This is a genomic window from Legionella tunisiensis (assembly GCF_000308315.1).
Lineage (GTDB): Bacteria > Pseudomonadota > Gammaproteobacteria > Legionellales > Legionellaceae > Tatlockia > Tatlockia tunisiensis.
The window spans coordinates 1-18,437 of sequence record NZ_CALJ01000152.1; the positions used below are offsets into that span (position 1 = coordinate 1).

Consider the following 18,437-nt stretch of genomic DNA (forward strand, 5'->3'; position numbering starts at 1 on the left):
AACACATGTGGATATGGTCTTAAGTATATATCAGCTTTGGAATTTTAATACGAATCAAAGAAATATGGGCAAGAAAGATTTTAGTAAACTCACCCTCGCATTGGTAATGCCAGTTTACTCTTTGCGAGGGCTAATTATATGATTTGATGTATCGTGTTGGTGGTGTGTGAGTGGATGAACAACCAGGCCAGTGAAAAAGCTGAGGCCTTGTAAAACCATGTTATGTATTGATCGCTGTCCTTGGTGTGCGGTCGTTTTTGGTTGTTCCAATGTTATTTTACTCTTTTTAGTTATTGTGTCATCAATTTGGGTTTCACTAGCGCGTTTACCAGTAGGACTTTTTCCTTCTGATTCAGAGACTGCTTTACCTACAGTATGCATTGTTATAGCTGCTTTATCAGTATGTATCTTTGGAGGATTAACTATTTCATCACCAGAAGATTCAGATTCAATGCTACCTTCTCCGACATCTTCAACTTGATAGTCGTTAACTACCACGTGAGGATGTCCTAGGCTCAACTTTGTTTGCTTGTCTGCTGCTAGTTTTTTTCTGAGCTGTCATCAATCACTGCTTCAAGGTCTGTTAAAAACTCTAATTCTTCCAAGACCTCTTCATTAGCTTCTGTATTTTCTGGTGAGGCTTTAGAACCGAAATTTATCGCATAAACACGCAAAGAGAGAACTACAGAACAAAAAATACCCAGAGCCACAGAGGTTTTCAATACAATCGGCTTATCCTGGAAATCATTATGCAAACTAACTTCGAGGAAAGAGATTGTGAGAATATAACCAATCAGTTTCTGACCTTTGCCTAATCCAGAGAAAAAAGCACGGACAACATCAAGCCATTCCGTGTAGAACCCTGTACCAGGAGTGGCAGCCATGGTATGGGCTTCTATTAAGTCTGCTAAAATTCGGTTAGCCTTGGAGTAAGCATCTTCCAAAGCTATATGTGTCTGATTAGGATTTTCTTGTACTTTCGACAGTTCTTTATAGTACTGTAATAAGGAGTAAGCGGTAGAACCAACTAGAAGGGAAACTGCTATAACGGCATTACTCAACAATAAAGCAGTTGGTACAGTGCTAACGAACATTAGGGAGGTCATCAGCATTTTGGTGATGACAGCATAAATTGCCAAACCATTTTTTACGCCACGAAGAGCATGATTTACCATGCCTGCAGTTTTAGCATTAACTTCAATACCGAGATCAATAATTTCTTGAGAAAGCTCTGCATACTGCAGAGTCAATGCATTTTGATCTGTCTGAGTCGTCATTGTTCTCTTGAGAATATCTGATTGAGCTCCCAAGATGTCTAGTTCTCGTCTCTTTAATTGTAATTTGACTCCCAAGGTTTCGAGTTCTAAACCGCGCTGGTATTCATATTCTTCGTAAATACGGGCAGTAAGAGCTGCAGCGGACAAGACCATACAAACGGACGCCACGGGAATAAAGGCTGGTGACGTGAAACTCATTAAGGCCAGAGGGGCAATGTAATAGGCCAAGCCTTCGATCATTCCATTATAGGCTGCTGATAAATAAGCATATCTTAACTGAGCATTTATCTCATGAGGTATTTTATCGTAATATTCTTTAAGCGCATCTTTACGCTCTTTGAGTGCGTTGATATCTACCTTGTCGCTCTCTTTCAATTCAAGTACGGCGATCTCTTTTAGCAGTTTTTTAAAATTATCCTTTAATGCCTTTCGTTGATCTTGCACACCTCGAAACCAAATGCGATTGAGTACAGATGCAGTACCTACCAATACTCCCGCAGGCATCATCATGGATTTTAAGTTGGTTTCATGAAAGAGCGCTGCAACCTTCAGTACGTTGCGCACACCCTTGTTCGCATTTTTTAATTCGCTAATTACGTTTCGGCAGTAGGGCCATAAAACCATAATAGCCTGTCTGTAAGCTCTTGGATCATCTTTCTCGGTTTTATTGGCGAGCAATGATAGACCAATGAACGCGGCCGATTCTGCAGAGGCAACGGCTATTCCAGTAGGTGTTAAAAGCCAGTCACGTAGTGGATTGGCAGAGCCCTTGTTGGAGGCAAAAAGATCAGAAAAAGATTTAAGACCAGTATAGGCCAGAATTTCAGCATCCAAGAATGCATATAAAGTGTAGATATAGCCAAAATCATGAACTTTTCTGGCAAAACGAGAGTGGTTTACGACGACGCGCTCGCTAAATGAGTTGCTTCTAACTAAGCCTGGTCTACCTAATGCCTTAGATTTTTTAGGTGATCCGCCAGTAGTTTGGTCATTTCTTAGTGTATCAACTTGTTCTTTATTTTGAGAATCAGTCATCTGCTTATGCTATTTCTTAAAGAATTACCATAATTCTAGCGGACTAGTCTTATAGAAATATTAAGTGAATTAAATTTATTGCTCATGATTAAAAATAATCGAAATGTTTTATCGTTCCAAGGGGGGATTTCCGTCAAGACGCTCAAGGCAAGAACGGTCGTTTAATGTCTCGCTTATGAACGATTAGTTCTTTAAGCAATAAATGATGTACATCTTACAGTTTTTTCTTCTTTTCTTATGGTTTGATATAATAAAAACAGTATTTTTGTTAAATCAGCTTGCGATAAGACAAATAAAATAATAAATTTTTACAAAAAATCAATTGGCTTTGAAATTAAGAAATTTTTAGAGTAATCATAACAATAAGAAAAAATGCGGATTATTGGCTATGCTGTAAATGTGTGGCTTAGGAGGCTAGTTGAGATCCTGGTCAACAACAAGAACCACCTGTGAGTGGTTCTTGTTGTTTAATCGGCTATAAGCGAGTTAATCGTGCATTTCATGAAATTCCTTCCATTCAAAATCCACGTAATTTTCAAGTAGTCTCTTAATTTCGTTTTGCACTTCTGTTTTAGTACGGTATTCCGTGTGAAATTTTTGAGGTGGAGTCAGTCCTTTTTTGTCCAGACAGCATACTACATAGCCATCAGCCTTATATAAACTGGTAGGGCCTGATACAGGTTTTATATCATAAAAAACTTTAAATCCCTTATAAATATACTGGGCCATTTGCCACTCCTCTTCCGTGATTATTGAACTTGACAATTAATCTGTGAAATAGATTACTTTGTTCTATTTTTCTGTAATGACATCTAAGTAGATTATCTTTCATTTTGTTCCTCGTAGAAAATCCGGAAAATAGGTTGTTATAAATCTGGCTATTGAGCCTATGAAACCTGTCTGCTTCATATATTTTGTCTTTATGAGCTGATGAGCTATATGGTTTAGAATAATTCGCAGGATTTTTATACGCAGATAATTAATTAACCATCTATAAAGCATCGAACCGTCCCTCTTAATAAATGTTATTAATTAGTATAGTTGATTTATAGAGCGTTTAGTGTAGGTGTGACTTGCTTGGCATTTATGGGGATTTTTGTGCAGAAAAATGAATAAGGTATTTGTGATAATCCTCTTTAAAAGCCGGACTATTTTGATAGTCTAATAAAGCTGGATTAAGTACACTTAATAACTGAAAATTGCCTTGATTAATTGCTATACCTATTCCAGCACCAAAGGTCATTGGTTCTCCTAAAGCTACCAAAGTGCCTGATGAATTTATATTCCAATAATGAGCAGTAGGTCCATCGACGAGGGCAACGTCTATGTTTCCTAGTCTTAAAGCTTTAATCATGATGTCATCTCGCTCAAAGAAGATGATTTTAGGATTCTTGATTCCCGTTATTTTAATAAGCGTCATAAAAGCCTTATCAGTAATACCAATTTTTTATTATCCAATAAGTCGATATTGAAAGATTGCTCGGCCATTTTTTGAGGACCAAGAAAGCGGGCTTGACTAACTAAATAAGGTAAGGAGAAATTAACTTTTTGGAGGCGTTTTACTGTGATGATGATTGAGCCTAGTGCCAGGTCAGCTTTTTTACTTTGGACGCTTTCAATCAATAAATTATTGGGTACAGCGATATATTGACAGGTATAACCGATGGTTCTGCATACATTTTTCTATCATGGCGATATCAAAGCCATAGAATTGATTACTAGCTATTTGCATGACGAAAGGGGGATCATAAATTGCAACAGCAATTTTCAGTACTTTGTTTTTAGCCCATAGCAACGGCGAAATAAAAATACAGAGTAGAATCATCATGAAACGATATCTTTTCATTTCTTTTGTTATCGTATTTGGAATGATTATTTAAAAGTATAGATAAGGTTGGCTATAAAACAACACAAGTCTTTGCGTACTGTATATAACTCTAAGGAAATGCTGAGGGGGATTTAGTAGCGCTCATACAATCTAACTGTAGTTTTTGTATTATTTCTAAGCCTAATTCTTGCATGGTTGCAATATTTTTTCGGGAATTGTTGATGTATCACCATAATAATCAATAGCTTTTTCAACGCTTTCTTCACGCAATAGATGAAGCATGGGATAAGGTGAGCGATTGGTATAGTTGGAAACATCATTGAAATCAACGTCGGCAAAACAATAATTGGGATGAAAAGTAGCTATTTGATAAATACTTTCGTAACCATTCTCCACCAAGAATTTCTCAGCCAAATCAACAAAATCCAGGTAATGAAAGAAATCTTTAAATGATCTGGGAAAAATCACTAAGGTCGTTTCTATTTCGCGTTGTTTATCCAAGATATCGATTTCAGACATTAATTCAGCAAGGGCAGTGTCTTCTTTTGTTGTTAAACTCACTTGAAATCTCACTGTGCCTCTGTTTATTTCTCTTTTAGCGAAAGGACAGACATTGAATTTGATAATAAATGAACGAATCCAATTTTGAGTTTGTTGGATAATTAATTCGTTCGATTCTAGCATCAGGACTCTCAAAAAATTTTTACAGGTATTCTAAGTGCATTTTTCTTCTTATTCCATAATTGGTTCTATACTATGGCTATGGCAGCAAGTCATTAATGGAAGAATCATGAAAAAATCACTAAATGGACTCGTAAGCATTGTTCTGTTTAGCTTAATAGGAGAGGCTCATAGCACCGAAAATACAGCCAATAAATATCTTTTACCTTCTCCCTATCCTGTTTATATTCTCGAAAGTGAAGGCGTGATTAATCATCCCTACCCAGGCGCAGTACAAAGAATGTTGCCCACAGATAATAGCTATAACCAAGTTCCTGGTTGCTATATTGCTTGTTATTCGCATAGTCCTGGTATTTATGAAGTAGGACCAACTATTTCCGTGATGGGTCAAATTCGTGTTCGTGGGGTCTATATCGGGCGGATTTGTCAACCTCATGGTTATAAAAACCAAGATATTAGTGCAGCTGGAGAATTCAAAAGACTCTGTTCACAGAAGATTGCTGGTTGTAAAGCAACTGAATGTTGGGCGGGTGGGGATACGGGTGGTTGGTTTGGTATCCAACCTTAGGGCGGTTTATATTTCTACTATCTTGGCGCTTAAGCCTTGATTCTCTGCGCTTCACTGCGATGCTCGAGCATCAAGGCCAAATCTTCAAATAGACTTTAGTCTTCGTAGAGAAACTTAATGTCTTCCATCATCGCGCTAATACGAGCTTGCAGATAACGGTCATTCTTGGCGAGTAGTTTTGCCTGTTTTAGCTGGCGCATAGCGTCTCGTCGGCGGCCTTGTAAAAGCTGGCATTGGGCTTGAGTGAAATAAGCATAACTTTTTTGTTTAGAAGCAGCTTGTGCTTGTGCAAGCTCTTCACAAAGGGGTAAATCTCGTTTGAATTGCCTTGACCCTTTCAGTAATACAGAGGCTGCTTGCCCAGCGTTTCCTGTTGCCAGCAATCCCTGAGCATGAGCCATTACTGCTGCGTAATTTTCCGGGTAATTAGCTTGTAGATCACTCAGTCTTTTTAATGCGATTTCAAACTGCTTGTTGCCAATTTCAGCTTGCGCCATGGCAATTTGATAAAAAAGATTATCGTGATCCTGACTAAGTAGAGGTGTCAAACGTGCCTGTGCCTGTTGGAACTGATTGGTGTTGAGTAGCGCTAATACATAACCATATTGACAGGCAGCGCCACTATTTCGCTTTTGACATTGAATTTGGTAATAATCAAGCAATTGTTTGTTGTTGTTTGCGACTGAAACGCGAATTAACTCTTTAAATAAGCGGTAATTGAGACTATCCGTATATGGTTTGTTGCCCAAATTCTGACTGCGGTTTTCTGCTTCCGCAATACGTTCTTCATCCAGGGGGTGGGTTCTTAGGATGGCGGGAATATTGGCTGTGTAATAATAACGGGAATTTTGCTGCATTTTCTTGAAAAATCCGGCCATACCACGGGGATCTAAACCTGATTTAATCAGCATTCCAATACCGATGCGATCGGCTTCTTTCTCATTGACGCGGGTAAAGTTAATATTATCTTGGGCAAAACCGGTCATGGAAGCCATCATCGCGCCAGTACCTAGAGTAGGATTAACAACTCCTAAGGCAGCAGATGCCAATATAGAGGCAAGGAGAGGGATACGCATCTGCTTCTCGTGTTCAATTCTCTGATAGAGATGATGAAGACGAACGTGGGCAATTTCATGCGCCATAACAGCGGCTAATTCACTTTCATTGTCGGTGGCAAGAATTAATTGTGTATTAATACCAATATAACCTCCGGGGCCGGCAAACGCGTTGATTTCATTGGATTTAACAATAAAAAAATACGGAGTAGGCATATGTGCTAAGCGTGCCAGTTTTTTGCCTAAATGATTAATATATTGATTTGCCAACGCATTACGTTCGATACTGTCGGACTGATTAATAATCTGAATAAATTCTTTTTCTAACTCTTCAAGCTCGCGAGTCGAGTAAGGGGAAAAAGCAAGTGCTGTGGTTGGTGATAGATGGATAAGAACAAGTAAAAAATACAAGCAACTGCGCATAAAATTTGAAGAAAATCCCTGTCGTTTAAAAAGCCGCAATAGGATCATAGACTTGCTCTTAGGTAAAATAAACTCATTAGTTGAGTAATTATTAACGGATCACCAAATGGTGACCAAATGGCTTTCAGCATTGATTGGCTACGATCTGGCATCCAAGGTCTAAGACAATGGTAACATGTGCTTATCATACCATAGACAACAGAGGCGATGAAAAATAATCCTCTTTTTAAATTTATACAAAACGAATTGTGCTTGATGCTCTTTGATTTGTTTTTAGTTAACTCTTTCTCGTTGGTAAAGAATCGTAGTCCTTTGGCAAATTCTTTCTTTATATCAGCACCAAAAATAATTTCATCATCGGTTGCGAAGGTAAGGGGTTGTGTTAAATCAGAATAAACCTCTGTAACTGGATGCGGTAAATCCCTCTTTATGCCAGTTAAGCTTGCTATGGCAGCTAGGGCAAACCTCAATAGGAATGTTTAATTTACGAATTCGCTCTTTCTGCAAAGACGTCAAAAAATACAATGACCCAGTCTCACTTTACCGAAAAGTGGATTGGGCTGTTCTGCTGCAGTGGTTTTAACCCAGGCTTCCAATGCAGTCAAGATAGTGTCAGTATCTTCGCGTTCAATATCAGTATCGGCTTCTCCCATATGAATTGCCAGACCAATTTTAGAGTTCAGTGCCAATTCGATTAATTGCCCTAGATCATTGCCACGTAAGCTCCTTGGTTGGACCGGATTGCCAGAGATATTAATGTCCTTAAGCAGGCCTCCAGGACTTTGGGCTACTCGCTTAATGAAATGTTGTGCTTCTGCAAAACTATGGAGCGTTCTATCCAGGCTCAACAAGCCAAATGCTTTTTTATTAAGGGACGAATCTTGGGCAGCAGCCAACAAGCCTTGTTCAAAGGCATCGATATAATCATTCTTGGACTTTTACCGGCCATTTCTTTTGGAGTGGTTCTTATTTCCAGGTATTTAGCCGCAGAACTGTGGATAACATCAATAGTACCCAAATTAATGTCTTCAGGGGTTTGTATAATAGCTTGAATTGAAGCAAATTGTTCTCAGATAGATTTAATGTTTTCTTTGGCGTAGCCTTCTTTCTGTTGTTCTTTGGTTTTGCTTAAATAAGCTTCCCATAAGGTCACAAGTCGCTCATATTTCTCTAAACAACCGTTTTTCTCGGCAATTTTATAGAGAAAAGCCAGGCTAAAACTACCATTAAGGTGGCAATGCAAATCGCTGGTATTTTGTTCAAACATGATGATTCTTTGGTAAAAATAAAAAATTTAGCGGAAAAATATTTTTTTATATATACAATACTCACTCTAACTTTACTACCTTATTTTGCATGACATTACATCAATCCCAGACTACTCAAAAATTGAATAATTTGTTATCATCTCTGCATTTTTCTGTAGTGATTTAACTATGCACAAATACTTTATGCTGGCCGCCCTCGAACAAGCTTGGTTCGGACGGGGTAATTGTGCGCCAAATCCCAGTGTTGGAGCAGTTGCGGTACACAAAGGCGAAATCATTGCTCGTGCTTGGCATCAAGGGGCTGGAACTGCCCATGCAGAGCAGCTGTTGGTGGCGAAAATTCCGGCGGGTCTTCAGGATGTGAGCCTCTATGTCACTCTGGAACCTTGCAATCATTGGGGAAAAACACCGCCTTGTGTGATGGCTATCCTTGGTCATGGCATTTCACAGGTCATTTATGGTTTTTCTGACCCTAATCCCATTGTGCAGGCAAATAATACCCCTGAAATATTGCGCAAAAATGGAATTGAAACCTTACATTATCCAATGCAAGAAATTGATGCGTTTTATCAAAGTTATAATTATTGGACCAAGACTAAACGCCCCTGGGTTACGGCTAAGATAGCACAGACCTTGGATGGTAAAATTGCCGGTGTAAATGGGCAAAGACGTCATTTATCGAATGCAGATTGTGCTGAATTTACCCACCAACATCGCTTATATACCGATGTTATTTTAACAACAGCGAAAACAATTGCTCAGGATGATCCCTTATTAAATGTTCGTTTAAAAGATAAAGAGAAAGGTAAACGTTTGGCAATTATCGATAGTCGTTTATCTTTAAGCAAAAATGCCAGGATTTTTAGTTCTGCTGAACATTGTCATATTTTTCATGATGAAAATTATGCAGTAACACACCCGTTTCCTAATTGCAGTTATTACGGTACTCCTGCTAAAGAAGGACTGCTTGATTTGACGTTTGTACTCAATCAGCTGGGTGAGTTGGGATACCATGATGTCTGGGTTGAAGCAGGGGGGAGCATTATTTTCCGCACTGCATCGTGGGAAATTGGTGCAGCGAACTTACTTTTATCTTGTTCCTGAAGTATTAGGAGAAAATACTACGCCTGCATTCCAGGGAGAAGTTCTTTTACCGCCAAACGAGCTGTATCGTGGCAGGTGAAATCGGACAACGTGATAGCATGTTTTGATTGGCAAGAGGAGGATATATGTTTACAGGCTTGATAGAACAACAAGGCCAAGTGCTGGCTAATGTTAGCGGCGAGGTTGCCAATCGTCTGTTAATTAAATCCCCTTTTACTGATTTACAGACAGGTGAAAGTATTGCTGTGAATGGCGTATGTCTCACTTTGCTACCTGAGCATGAGCAGTCTTTGGCTTTTTGATGTTTCACCAGAGACATTTGCGTCTCACCACGCTGGGGCAATTGCGTGCTGGTATGTCGGTGAATCTTGAACGAGCTATGCTGGCTTCCGCTCGCTTTGGCGGGCATTATGTGAGCGGGCATGTCGATACGACAGCTCGCCTCAAGGCGATTACTCCAATAGGTGACTATGTAGAGTTAGTTGTTGGTGATTTTGCAACATGTGCTAGCATGTACCTCTTACCTAAAGGAAGCATTACTTTGGAGGGAGTGAGTTTAACCATTAATGCAGTGAACGAAGACAATATCAAGTTGATGTTAGTCCCGCATACTTTGGCAAAGACCACATTGGGTCAATTAGACATTGGCCAGCGTTTAAATGTGGAATTTGATTATTTGACTCGGATCGTGGCACATCAGCTCAAGATCGCAGGACAATTGAAAAATGAGGTTGAAGCATGACAAATCCCTTTGCAACCATTGAGCAGGCAATTTCGGCATTAAAAGCTGGTCGTATGATTATGTTGTTGGATGATGAATTGCGTGAGAATGAAGGGGATTTAGTGATTGCCGCGCAACATATTACCCCTGAAGCCATCAATTTTATGGCTCGATTTGGTCGAGGTCTTATCTGTTTACCAATGGCTGGTGAATTGATTGATAAATTGCAGTTACCTATGATGGCGAACAAGAATCGTTCTCCCTACGGTACAGCATTTACCGTTTCGATAGAAGCTGCAAGTGGCGTATCTACAGGGATTTCAGCTTACGATCGTGCTCATACAATTCAAGTCGCGATTGACTCTGCCAGTGGGCCTGAAGCGGTTATTTCTCCAGGTCACGTATTTCCTTTGCGGGCAAGAGCCGGCGGAGTTTTGGAACGGGCAGGCCAAACAGAGGGGAGTGTTGACTTGACCATTCTTGCAGGACTGAAACCTGCAGCGGTCATCTGTGAAATTATTAGTGATGACGGCACAATGAGCCGGCGTGACGAGTTGGCTAGTTTTTCTCGCAAACATGATATTCCAATGGTGACTATCAAGGATTTGATTGAGTACCGTATTCGCCATGAAACCTTGGTTGAAGAAGCTGCGACGACACGCATTCCTTTGCAGAATCATGGTGATTTTTCTATGACTGTTTTTCATAATAGTTTGGATTCAGCAGAACATTTTGCGCTTATTAAAGCCCCTAAAATAACGAATAAAGTGCCTTTGGTACGCATTCATTCTGAATGTATTACTGGTGATGTATTTGGTTCCTGTCGTTGTGATTGTGGTGCGCAATTACAGCAGGCTATAAATCAGATCGCTGAGGAAGGAGGAATTCTTCTTTACTTGCGCCAAGAGGGGCGCGGGATCGGTTTGGCTAACAAACTCAAGGCTTATGCTTTGCAAGAGCAAGGGTTTGATACTGTAGATGCAAATTTGCAGTTGGGATTGCCTGCTGATAATCGCGATTATGCCGTCGCATTTCAAATTCTAAAATATTTAGGTGTAGATACATTACGCTTATTAACGAATAATCCGCATAAGGTGGAAGCCGTTGAAAAATATGGTTTGAAAGTCAGCGAACGAGTGCCATTACTGATTCGACCAACTCAGGAAAATCGCAATTACCTAAAAACCAAGCAAGAAAAGCTTGGTCATTTATTGATAGTTGAGTAAGGATATTGATGAAACATATTAGAGCTGAAATCGTTGGTACGGTAAAATCTTTTCCCATCGCACTGGTTGTGAGTTCCTTTAACCATGCAGTGACAGAAGAATTGAAACGTGGTGCTTTGCAACGATTAAATGAGTGTGGTTTTGAAGCGAAAGATATTATGGTGGTCGAAGTACCTGGTGCCGTAGAAATTCCTATTGTTGCTAAACGCCTGGCAATGCAACAGCAAGTCGATGTGATCATTGCCCAAGGCGCTGTTATTCGCGGTGAAACCAGTCATTATGATTATGTTTGCGAGCAAGTTAGCCATGGTTGCCAGCGTGTAGCCTTGGATTACAATATCCCTGTGATTTTTGGTGTTTTGACTACAGACAATGATGAGCAAGCCTGGGATCGTCTTGGTGGTAAACATGGCCATAAAGGGGTAGAAGCAGTCGATTGCGCGATTGCGATGTATAAAATTCTGCATCAACTGGATACGTTGACTAAATAGATTTTCTCCTGGCAGCCAGTTTTGATTTTCTCATCAAATCAAGGGATTTTATTTTGATGAGAAAATCTGTGTTATTTCTGTTCTTCTTTTGTTAAAATTAAATCCCGTTTACATGCGAGCTTATTTATTCCGCCTGTGCGGCGGTTTCGGCATTCCAAACGGGGTCATCTATGACAAATTATATTTTCATTACCGGCGGTGTAGTTTCTTCGCTGGGTAAAGGTATTGCTGCGGCCTCATTAGCAGCGATTCTCGAAGCACGTGGTTTAACAGTCACGCTTATCAAACTCGATCCTTACATTAATGTTGATCCGGGGACTATGAGTCCTTTTCAGCATGGTGAAGTGTTTGTAACGCACGATGGCGCCGAAACGGATCTTGATCTGGGTCATTATGAACGTTTTGTGCGTACTACTATGACTAAGCGCAACAATTTTACTTCCGGAAAAATTTACGAAACAGTCATTAAAAAAGAGCGTCGGGGTGATTATTTGGGAGGAACAGTACAAGTGATTCCTCATATCACCAATGAGATTAAACGTTCAATTAAGCAGGGTGCTGACAATTTTGATGTGGCAATGATTGAAATTGGTGGTACGGTGGGGGGATATTGAATCCTTGCCTTTTCTTGAAGCTATTCGTCAAATGCGTATTGAGCTTGGTTCGCAGCGCTCTTTGTTTATCCATCTGACTTTAGTTCCTTATATTGCTACCTCAGGCGAGACAAAAACGAAACCAACTCAACATTCGGTGAAGGAGTTACGTTCCATTGGTATTCAACCGGATATTTTGATCTGCCGTTCTGAGAAGCCTCTCTCCTTAAGTGACAGAGCCAAAATTGCTCTGTTTACCAATGTGGAAAAAGAAGGCGTTATCTCATTAGAAGATGCCAAGAGTATCTACCAAATTCCCATGATTCTTCATGAGCAAGGTTTGGATGAGATTGTAGTGAAAAAATTAGGTCTGACTCTTAAACCGGCTGATTTACATGAGTGGCAACAAGTTGTTGATGCACAAGCTATTCAGACAATGACGGTCAAAGTGGCTATGGTTGGTAAATATATCGAATTAAATGATGCTTATAAATCGATTAATGAAGCATTGTTGCATGCTGGTATTCATACACAAACGAAAGTGGAAATCGTTTATATCGATGCTGAATTAATAGAAAAACATGGTGCTGAATTACTTACTTCTGCTGATGCTATTTTAATACCTGGTGGTTTTGGTGAGCGGGGCATTGAAGGAAAAATTAGAACAGTGCAATATGCACGCGAAGAAAAGATTCCTTTTCTGGGTATTTGTTTAGGCATGCAAACGGCGGTTATTGAATATGCTCGTAATGTCGTAGGACTTAAAGGCGCCAATTCGACTGAATTTGATAAAACGACACCTTATCCCGTTATTGGCTTGATTACCGAATGGATGGCAGAAGACGGTAGTATCAATTTGCGCGATGAAAATATGGATCTTGGTGGTACTATGCGGTTAGGTGCTCAGATGTGTCAATTGGATGCGAATTCCAAGGCCTATAAAATTTACAACAAACCACAAATTGTTGAACGGCATCGGCACCGTTATGAAGTCAATAATAAATTTGTTAATGCGTTGGTCGAAAATGGATTAACTATTTCGGGGCGTTCTGCGGATAATACCTTAGTTGAAATGATTGAGCTGCATGATCACCCTTGGTTTGTAGCTTGTCAGTTTCATCCTGAATTCACTTCTACACCGAGAGATGGTCATCCACTTTTCCAACAGTTTATTTTAGCCGCGCGTAGTTATCACGAACAAAAGGATAAGGCATGAAATTATGTGATTTTGAAGTAGGTATTGATTCTCCCTTATTTCTGATAGCGGGTCCTTGCGTCATTGAGAGTGAAGCACTTGCTCTGGAAACAGCGGGTTATCTAAAAGAAATATGCGAGCAGTTAAAATTGCCTTTTATTTATAAATCCTCTTTTGATAAAGCAAATCGTTCGTCGATGAATAGTTATCGTGGCCCTGGATTTGAGAAAGGTTTATTGATTTTAGAAAAGGTCAAACAACAGATTTCTGTGCCTGTATTGACTGACGTTCACGAAGATACCCCGTTGTTAGAAGTTGCCAGTGTAGTCGATGTATTACAAACCCCCGCATTCTTATGCCGCCAGACTAATTTTATTCAAAAAGTCGCTGCGATGAATAAACCAGTGAATATCAAGAAAGGACAGTTTTTATCTCCCTGGGACATGAAACATGTTGTTGCCAAAGCCAAGGCCACTGGTAATGAACAGATTATGGTGTGTGAACGCGGTGTGAGTTTTTGGCTACAACAATTTAGTTTCCGATATGCGCTCCTTACAAATTATGCGTGAAACAGCCTGTCCTGTGGTATATGACGCTACCCATTCTGTCCAGCTACCTGGGGGGTAATAATGGTGTATCAGGCGGGCAACGAGAATTTGTCCCCGTCTTAGCCAGAGCTGCTGTCGCAGCAGGGATTTCCGGTATTTTCATGGAAACTCACCCTAATCCTGATCAAGCACTTAGCGATGGGCCAAATAGCTGGCCATTGGACAAAATAAAACCTTTACTGGAAAGCTTAATAGCGATTGATAAAGTATTTAAAACCAGTAAAGCCACTGAATGATTTGTTCTATATAAAATGACGCACTAGACTAAGTCTGTTTGCTGCGGCTTTGTCTGCGAGGTGGCAAATGTCAACAGACTCCCCTAATCTAGCTTGTAAATAATTGGCAGGATTTTCAAGCCTAGCTCTATTAATGCAGTTATTAATACTAAGAGCTGTAGAGTTTTCACTATGTCAAATTTTGCGTCATTAGTAGAAACTTGTTAGCATGTTGATTTTATTTGAAGGAAATGTCGACTTATTACACGCTTTATGAAAAATTCAAAACTAAATATTTGTAACGCCACTATTCATCCTGGTGAACGAGCTAACCTTGCTCTACCTCTACCAGATTTTATTCATGTACTTCATTTTATATGCCTATAAAGATAGTCCACGGCAAAGAGTCTGGCCCTTGCCTTTTAATTTTTTCAGCTGCGAAAGGAGATGAGTTAAATGGTTTGGAAATGATAAATCGCTTGCTTGAATCCGATAAGCTGTCTCAAATGCGGGGAACACTTATTGCAGTACCTGTTTTAAATATTCTAGGCTTAATTGGTCCGTTAAAAGCTCACAATGATACCAACCTAGAGCGTTGCTTTCCTGGTATAGAAAATGGCTCTTATGGTGAGCGTTTAGCGTATATTTTTACACGAGAAATACTAAGTAAAAGTGATTACTGTCTTGAATTACAAACGGGTTCAATCAACCACGATATTTTACCTCAAATATATTGTGATCTGCATAATGCTGAAAGTAAGCGTTTGGCCCAAAGCTTTAAAGCGCCGGTTATTACAAATGTCAGCACTCAAAATAATTCATTAAGAAAAACTACTGAGCAATTAGGTATTCCCTTACTTGTCTATCAGGCAGGTGAAGCAATGCGATTTAACGAATCAGCAATTAGTCTAGGATTGGCAGGTATTTGTAATGTGATGGAGACTTTGAATATGCTGGATCTGCCGGAACAAAATACGAAAAACATGTTCAAACCTATTTTCTCTCAGGATCAGGACTGGATTCGTGCTCATCGTAGTGGTGTGTTTTTGAGTACTGTAGAACTTGGACAAAGAATTCAAAAAGGACAGCGCATTGGCGTTATTAGCGATCCTTTCAGTGCCGATACCGCTGAAATTGTTAAAGCGGAACATGAAGGAGTAGTGGTAGGTATAAATCGACATCCCTTAATTTATGAAGGGCAGACTATTTTTAAAGTAGCTAGTTTTATTGATAATAATCGAGCTGAAAGCGCTTTAGAAGCCTGGGGTAATGAGCATCAAGAATGAGTGTAGAGAATAAAATAAATTTAAAAGGTTTATTAATCTGGCTGATTTGTGCACTTTTTTTATGTATGAATTTTTATTACGTACAGTTGTAGGTACTTTCCAAATCCAGCTAATGGATGACTTAAGCCTAACTCCAATGACTTTTTCTTTATTAAGTGCAACAGGCTATTTAGTCATCTATGGATTAATGCAAATTCCTGTTGGGATTATTGCTGCTCGCTTTGGCTTAAAAAGAGTATTATTTATCGCTGTAATTTTCTGTGCGGGCTCCACGATGTGTTTTTCCTTGGCTCATCACTTCAGTGTAGCCATGATGTGCCGCATTTTAATGGGTTTTGGTTCTTCATTTGGATTTATTTGTTTGTTAATCGCTGTCTATGATTGGATGCCGAGAAAAAATATTGCCTTGTTTATTGGTATTTCTCAGTTCATAGGTACTTTGGGGCCAATGCTAGCTGCTGGCCCATTAAATTCATTATCCCAAACCTCTGTAACTGGGTGGCGTGGTCTATTTTTTGGCATGGCTATCATCGGCATTTTTATTGCTGGACTTACGCTATTGTTTGTAGAAAACAATCGCAATAACCGAGGAAAATTTATTATTCTTACCAGGCCTGCTAAAGTTTCAACCAATTTACTAAGAATAATGAGCCAAAAACAGGTCTGGTATATCGCACTCTTTTCTGGTTTTGTTTACTTTGCTATCGAATATTTCTCAGAAAACATTGGTGTGGAATTTTTAATAAAGAAAGGATTTTCTCCTTCATTTTCTTCCTACATGATAACATTAGCATGGCTTGGTTATGCATTGAGTTGTCCCTTATTAGGTTTTATATCGGATAAGATACAACGCCGAAAACCAGTAATGCTTGCCAGTGCTGTCATTGCTTTCGTGTCGTTAATAGGAATTATATATTTTCCCCTTGGAAAAATAGGAATAGGGTTCTGCTTTGTATTACTTGGTCTAAGTGCCGGCGGACAAAGCATAGGGTTTGTAGTTATTGCTGAACAGTGTAAAGAAAACTATTTGGCGGTCGGATTGGGTTTTAACAATGCGATGATAGCAGTATTTTCGTCAATTGGTGCTCCATTGGTAGGAAGTATGTTATCTCATCCAGCCCAAATACAAAATTATAAAGAAGCGCTTTTTATTCTGATCCTATTCTCTATAGCCGCAATTCTTATTTCAGCTTTTGCAATAAAAGAAACATTTGGTAAGTCAGTTAGGGAAAATACAGTACTTTCTTTAGGCAGTTCAAAGGAGCTATCTTATCAATTAAGTTAGTAAATAGTAGATATTTTAAATCTCTTAATAATCTTAGATAAATGCATTTTCCCGAGTTAGAAAAATGTAGGCAAAACCAGATACTGCAAATGTTACTTCCTGATACAAAAATACTTTGCTTATGCAATTTATTGCTGGTTTGCCTGCTGACCTTGAGTCGGGATATTCCTCGACACATGCGATGAGTTCGGGGACTGGGTTGTCCCCGGAATTTTTCGCAGATAGTGCGGCAATCGAAAGCCCGCTCAATTACCTAAGCGCTAGGACTAGCTGTATGTTGTGAGCTGATGATTAATCGGTCAGTGTTACTTTCTTTTTCTGTGTGGAAAAACACATGCTTAGATCTACGTAGCTGAGGGTGTGGCCGAAATACCTCTATGGAATCTTCTACAATTTTCAATAGATTTTGGCATCTACCCAATCCATCCAATAGACTGCTGAATTCTAATCCATCCAATTTTTGGGGCTCTCTGACAGGCTCGCTCGATTTATCTTTCTTTGGTGGGTCAACCAATACTACTGAAGGACTTTTAATTGTTGAGAATAATTTTGACAAATTTCTGCTAATGGTTTTAGAACTTCCTTTTTCACAATGCTCTTTTGCGTGCTTCTCAAGGCTTTCTGGATCCTCCTTAACTAAGTTACCTGCCTCTGTAAGCATGTCATTGAGAAACAACTGCTGCTCAAAAGGCTCTTTTTTGCAGTTCATTTTATTTGACTGGAGACTCTTTTCCAAAAAATCAAATGTGGGTATCATGCAGCTTAAATCGTGGAAATTTTCTGGAATATATCCATCAGAATTTTCAAGAAGCTCTTCATACCGTGAAAGTTCTGTGCGATATTTTTATTTAATACCTCGCATTCTTCTTGTAATAGGGCTAGAGTTTGCCTCATATGTTCATATTGAGTGTCACTCTTACCATACAACGGTATGTCTCGCTTCATATGTTCTAATATACCTATTATTCGGCCTATTTCAGTTTCTTTTTTCTTTATCTGGGTTGAAATGTCTTCAATTGCGTTTTTTATCTCATTGTATTCTTTCTTGATAGGAGCAAAAGCCTCTTCAAAGCCGAAAAAGATTGAAGTTGGAAAACCTGCTGATAAAATAGGTACAATAGGTGTTTGCAGCTGGGATTCCAGTTCTTGATGTAGTTTTAAAGTCCCTCGTTGTATCGCTTTGTCAAAAATAGGGGTTAAGTGCTCCAGAATAGAAGTTGATTCTTTATAGAGGGAGTTAAGATTAACAGACCGCTCTACATAATAGGTCTGTAAACTATTATGAATGGAAAAAGCACTTGCTAAATCTCCTTTGAGGTAACAGTGATTCATTATTTGAATCCACATTTCATAGTTGAAAGTTCGCTTGGAAGGGCTTTCTTGCTGAACAATAGTTGCAGCAACTAGATGCAATAAATTATCTCCGTAATTGTGCATGTTCTTTATATTTGGGGCATTTAAAATTTCTTTCTGTGCAAATTCATTGATATCAATTTGAGAATATAAATACCGTGAATGATCAACGAGGCATTTACTCATATCATCTATAAAAACTTGCATTTGCCATGATATGGAGCT

At 39.2% G+C, this 18,437-nt stretch carries 19 protein-coding genes and 3 pseudogenes; 9 read left to right on the forward strand and 13 right to left on the reverse strand.

Features of this window, described 5'->3' with window-relative positions; all coding sequences use genetic code 11:
* Positions 1–114 precede the first annotated feature (114 nt).
* The 7 genes from BN58_RS09655 to BN58_RS23840 all read right to left on the reverse strand — a co-directional run bounded on the left by BN58_RS09655 (position 115) and on the right by BN58_RS23840 (position 4,824).
* Positions 115–519, reverse strand: coding sequence for a hypothetical protein (locus tag BN58_RS09655; RefSeq protein WP_019216641.1), 405 nt, complete (start codon positions 517–519; stop codon positions 115–117).
* A gap of 20 nt (positions 520–539) precedes the next feature.
* A complete protein-coding gene (locus BN58_RS09660; RefSeq protein WP_019216642.1) occupies positions 540–2,312 on the reverse strand; it encodes a hypothetical protein in 1,773 nt (590 codons plus the stop codon).
* A 486-nt stretch (positions 2,313–2,798) separates the two neighbouring features.
* On the reverse strand, positions 2,799–3,041 hold the full coding sequence (locus tag BN58_RS09665) for a hypothetical protein (protein ID WP_019216643.1): 243 nt from the start codon (positions 3,039–3,041) through the stop codon (positions 2,799–2,801).
* Between the two features lie 355 nt (positions 3,042–3,396).
* Complete coding sequence (locus tag BN58_RS36005; protein ID WP_026069384.1) at positions 3,397–3,732, reverse strand: type 2 periplasmic-binding domain-containing protein; 336 nt, start codon at positions 3,730–3,732, stop codon at positions 3,397–3,399.
* Positions 3,729–3,935 (reverse strand): transporter substrate-binding domain-containing protein, encoded by a 207-nt coding sequence (locus tag BN58_RS36010; protein ID WP_026069385.1) that lies wholly within the window; start codon positions 3,933–3,935, stop codon positions 3,729–3,731. Before BN58_RS36010 ends, BN58_RS36005 begins: the two co-directional genes overlap by 4 nt.
* Before the next feature lie 4 nt (positions 3,936–3,939).
* Positions 3,940–4,158 (reverse strand): hypothetical protein, encoded by a 219-nt coding sequence (locus BN58_RS30800; RefSeq protein WP_156812461.1) that lies wholly within the window; start codon positions 4,156–4,158, stop codon positions 3,940–3,942.
* Between the two features lie 162 nt (positions 4,159–4,320).
* Positions 4,321–4,824 carry a DUF1415 domain-containing protein gene (locus tag BN58_RS23840; protein ID WP_019216644.1) on the reverse strand — a complete coding sequence of 168 codons (504 nt, stop codon included), beginning with the start codon at positions 4,822–4,824 and terminating at the stop codon, positions 4,321–4,323.
* Positions 4,825–4,930: 106 nt separating this feature from the next.
* Here BN58_RS23840 and BN58_RS09685 point away from each other — a divergent pair, with 106 nt between their 5' ends.
* Entirely contained in the window at positions 4,931–5,389 is a 459-nt protein-coding gene (locus tag BN58_RS09685; protein WP_019216645.1) for a hypothetical protein, read from the forward strand.
* 95 nt (positions 5,390–5,484) lie between these two features.
* On the opposite strand, the gene BN58_RS09690 is transcribed toward BN58_RS09685, so the two are convergent.
* From BN58_RS09690 to BN58_RS09705, 4 genes are all read right to left on the reverse strand, one after another.
* Positions 5,485–6,867 (reverse strand): M48 family metalloprotease, encoded by a 1,383-nt coding sequence (locus BN58_RS09690; protein WP_040916395.1) that lies wholly within the window; start codon positions 6,865–6,867, stop codon positions 5,485–5,487.
* Positions 6,868–6,911: 44 nt separating this feature from the next.
* Positions 6,912–7,337, reverse strand: coding sequence for a hypothetical protein (locus BN58_RS09695; protein WP_019216647.1), 426 nt, complete (start codon positions 7,335–7,337; stop codon positions 6,912–6,914).
* A 42-nt stretch (positions 7,338–7,379) separates the two neighbouring features.
* Positions 7,380–7,766, reverse strand: a complete 387-nt coding sequence (locus tag BN58_RS09700; protein WP_156812462.1) for a hypothetical protein — start codon at positions 7,764–7,766, stop codon at positions 7,380–7,382.
* 170 nt (positions 7,767–7,936) lie between these two features.
* Entirely contained in the window at positions 7,937–8,134 is a 198-nt protein-coding gene (locus BN58_RS09705) for a hypothetical protein (protein WP_019216649.1), read from the reverse strand.
* Between the two features lie 169 nt (positions 8,135–8,303).
* On the opposite strand from BN58_RS09705, the gene ribD reads away from it, so the two are divergent.
* The 8 genes and pseudogenes from ribD (at position 8,304) to BN58_RS09745 (ending at position 16,859) form a co-directional block, all read left to right on the forward strand.
* Positions 8,304–9,239: a bifunctional diaminohydroxyphosphoribosylaminopyrimidine deaminase/5-amino-6-(5-phosphoribosylamino)uracil reductase RibD gene (gene ribD, locus BN58_RS23845; RefSeq protein ID WP_232220493.1), complete on the forward strand. Its 936-nt coding sequence runs from the start codon at positions 8,304–8,306 to the stop codon at positions 9,237–9,239.
* Between the two features lie 125 nt (positions 9,240–9,364).
* Positions 9,365–9,981 (forward strand): annotated as a pseudogene (locus BN58_RS23850) (riboflavin synthase).
* Positions 9,978–11,186 (forward strand): 3,4-dihydroxy-2-butanone-4-phosphate synthase, encoded by a 1,209-nt coding sequence (ribB, locus tag BN58_RS09720; protein ID WP_019216650.1) that lies wholly within the window; start codon positions 9,978–9,980, stop codon positions 11,184–11,186. The pseudogene BN58_RS23850 and the gene ribB overlap by 4 nt, the downstream one beginning before the upstream one ends.
* Positions 11,187–11,194: 8 nt before the next feature.
* Positions 11,195–11,677: a 6,7-dimethyl-8-ribityllumazine synthase gene (ribH, locus tag BN58_RS09725; RefSeq protein WP_019216651.1), complete on the forward strand. Its 483-nt coding sequence runs from the start codon at positions 11,195–11,197 to the stop codon at positions 11,675–11,677.
* A gap of 170 nt (positions 11,678–11,847) precedes the next feature.
* Positions 11,848–13,486 (forward strand): annotated as a pseudogene (locus BN58_RS23855) (CTP synthase).
* Positions 13,483–14,309: pseudogene (gene kdsA / locus BN58_RS23860) on the forward strand (3-deoxy-8-phosphooctulonate synthase). The pseudogenes BN58_RS23855 and kdsA overlap by 4 nt, the downstream one beginning before the upstream one ends.
* Positions 14,310–14,665: 356 nt before the next feature.
* Positions 14,666–15,574, forward strand: a complete 909-nt coding sequence (locus BN58_RS09740; protein ID WP_019216653.1) for a succinylglutamate desuccinylase/aspartoacylase family protein — start codon at positions 14,666–14,668, stop codon at positions 15,572–15,574.
* A 61-nt stretch (positions 15,575–15,635) separates the two neighbouring features.
* The gene (locus BN58_RS09745) at positions 15,636–16,859 is read left to right on the forward strand and encodes an MFS transporter (RefSeq protein ID WP_019216654.1); all 1,224 of its coding nucleotides are present in this window, start codon (positions 15,636–15,638) and stop codon (positions 16,857–16,859) included.
* Between the two features lie 253 nt (positions 16,860–17,112).
* Here the strand turns inward: BN58_RS09745 and BN58_RS09750 are convergent, their stop codons facing one another.
* Together BN58_RS09750 and BN58_RS09755 are read right to left on the reverse strand one after the other, a co-directional pair.
* Positions 17,113–17,595: a hypothetical protein gene (locus BN58_RS09750; protein WP_156812463.1), complete on the reverse strand. Its 483-nt coding sequence runs from the start codon at positions 17,593–17,595 to the stop codon at positions 17,113–17,115.
* Between the two features lie 26 nt (positions 17,596–17,621).
* The coding region (locus BN58_RS09755; RefSeq protein ID WP_232220494.1) for a RasGEF domain-containing protein at positions 17,622–18,437 on the reverse strand (816 nt) is incomplete at its 5' end.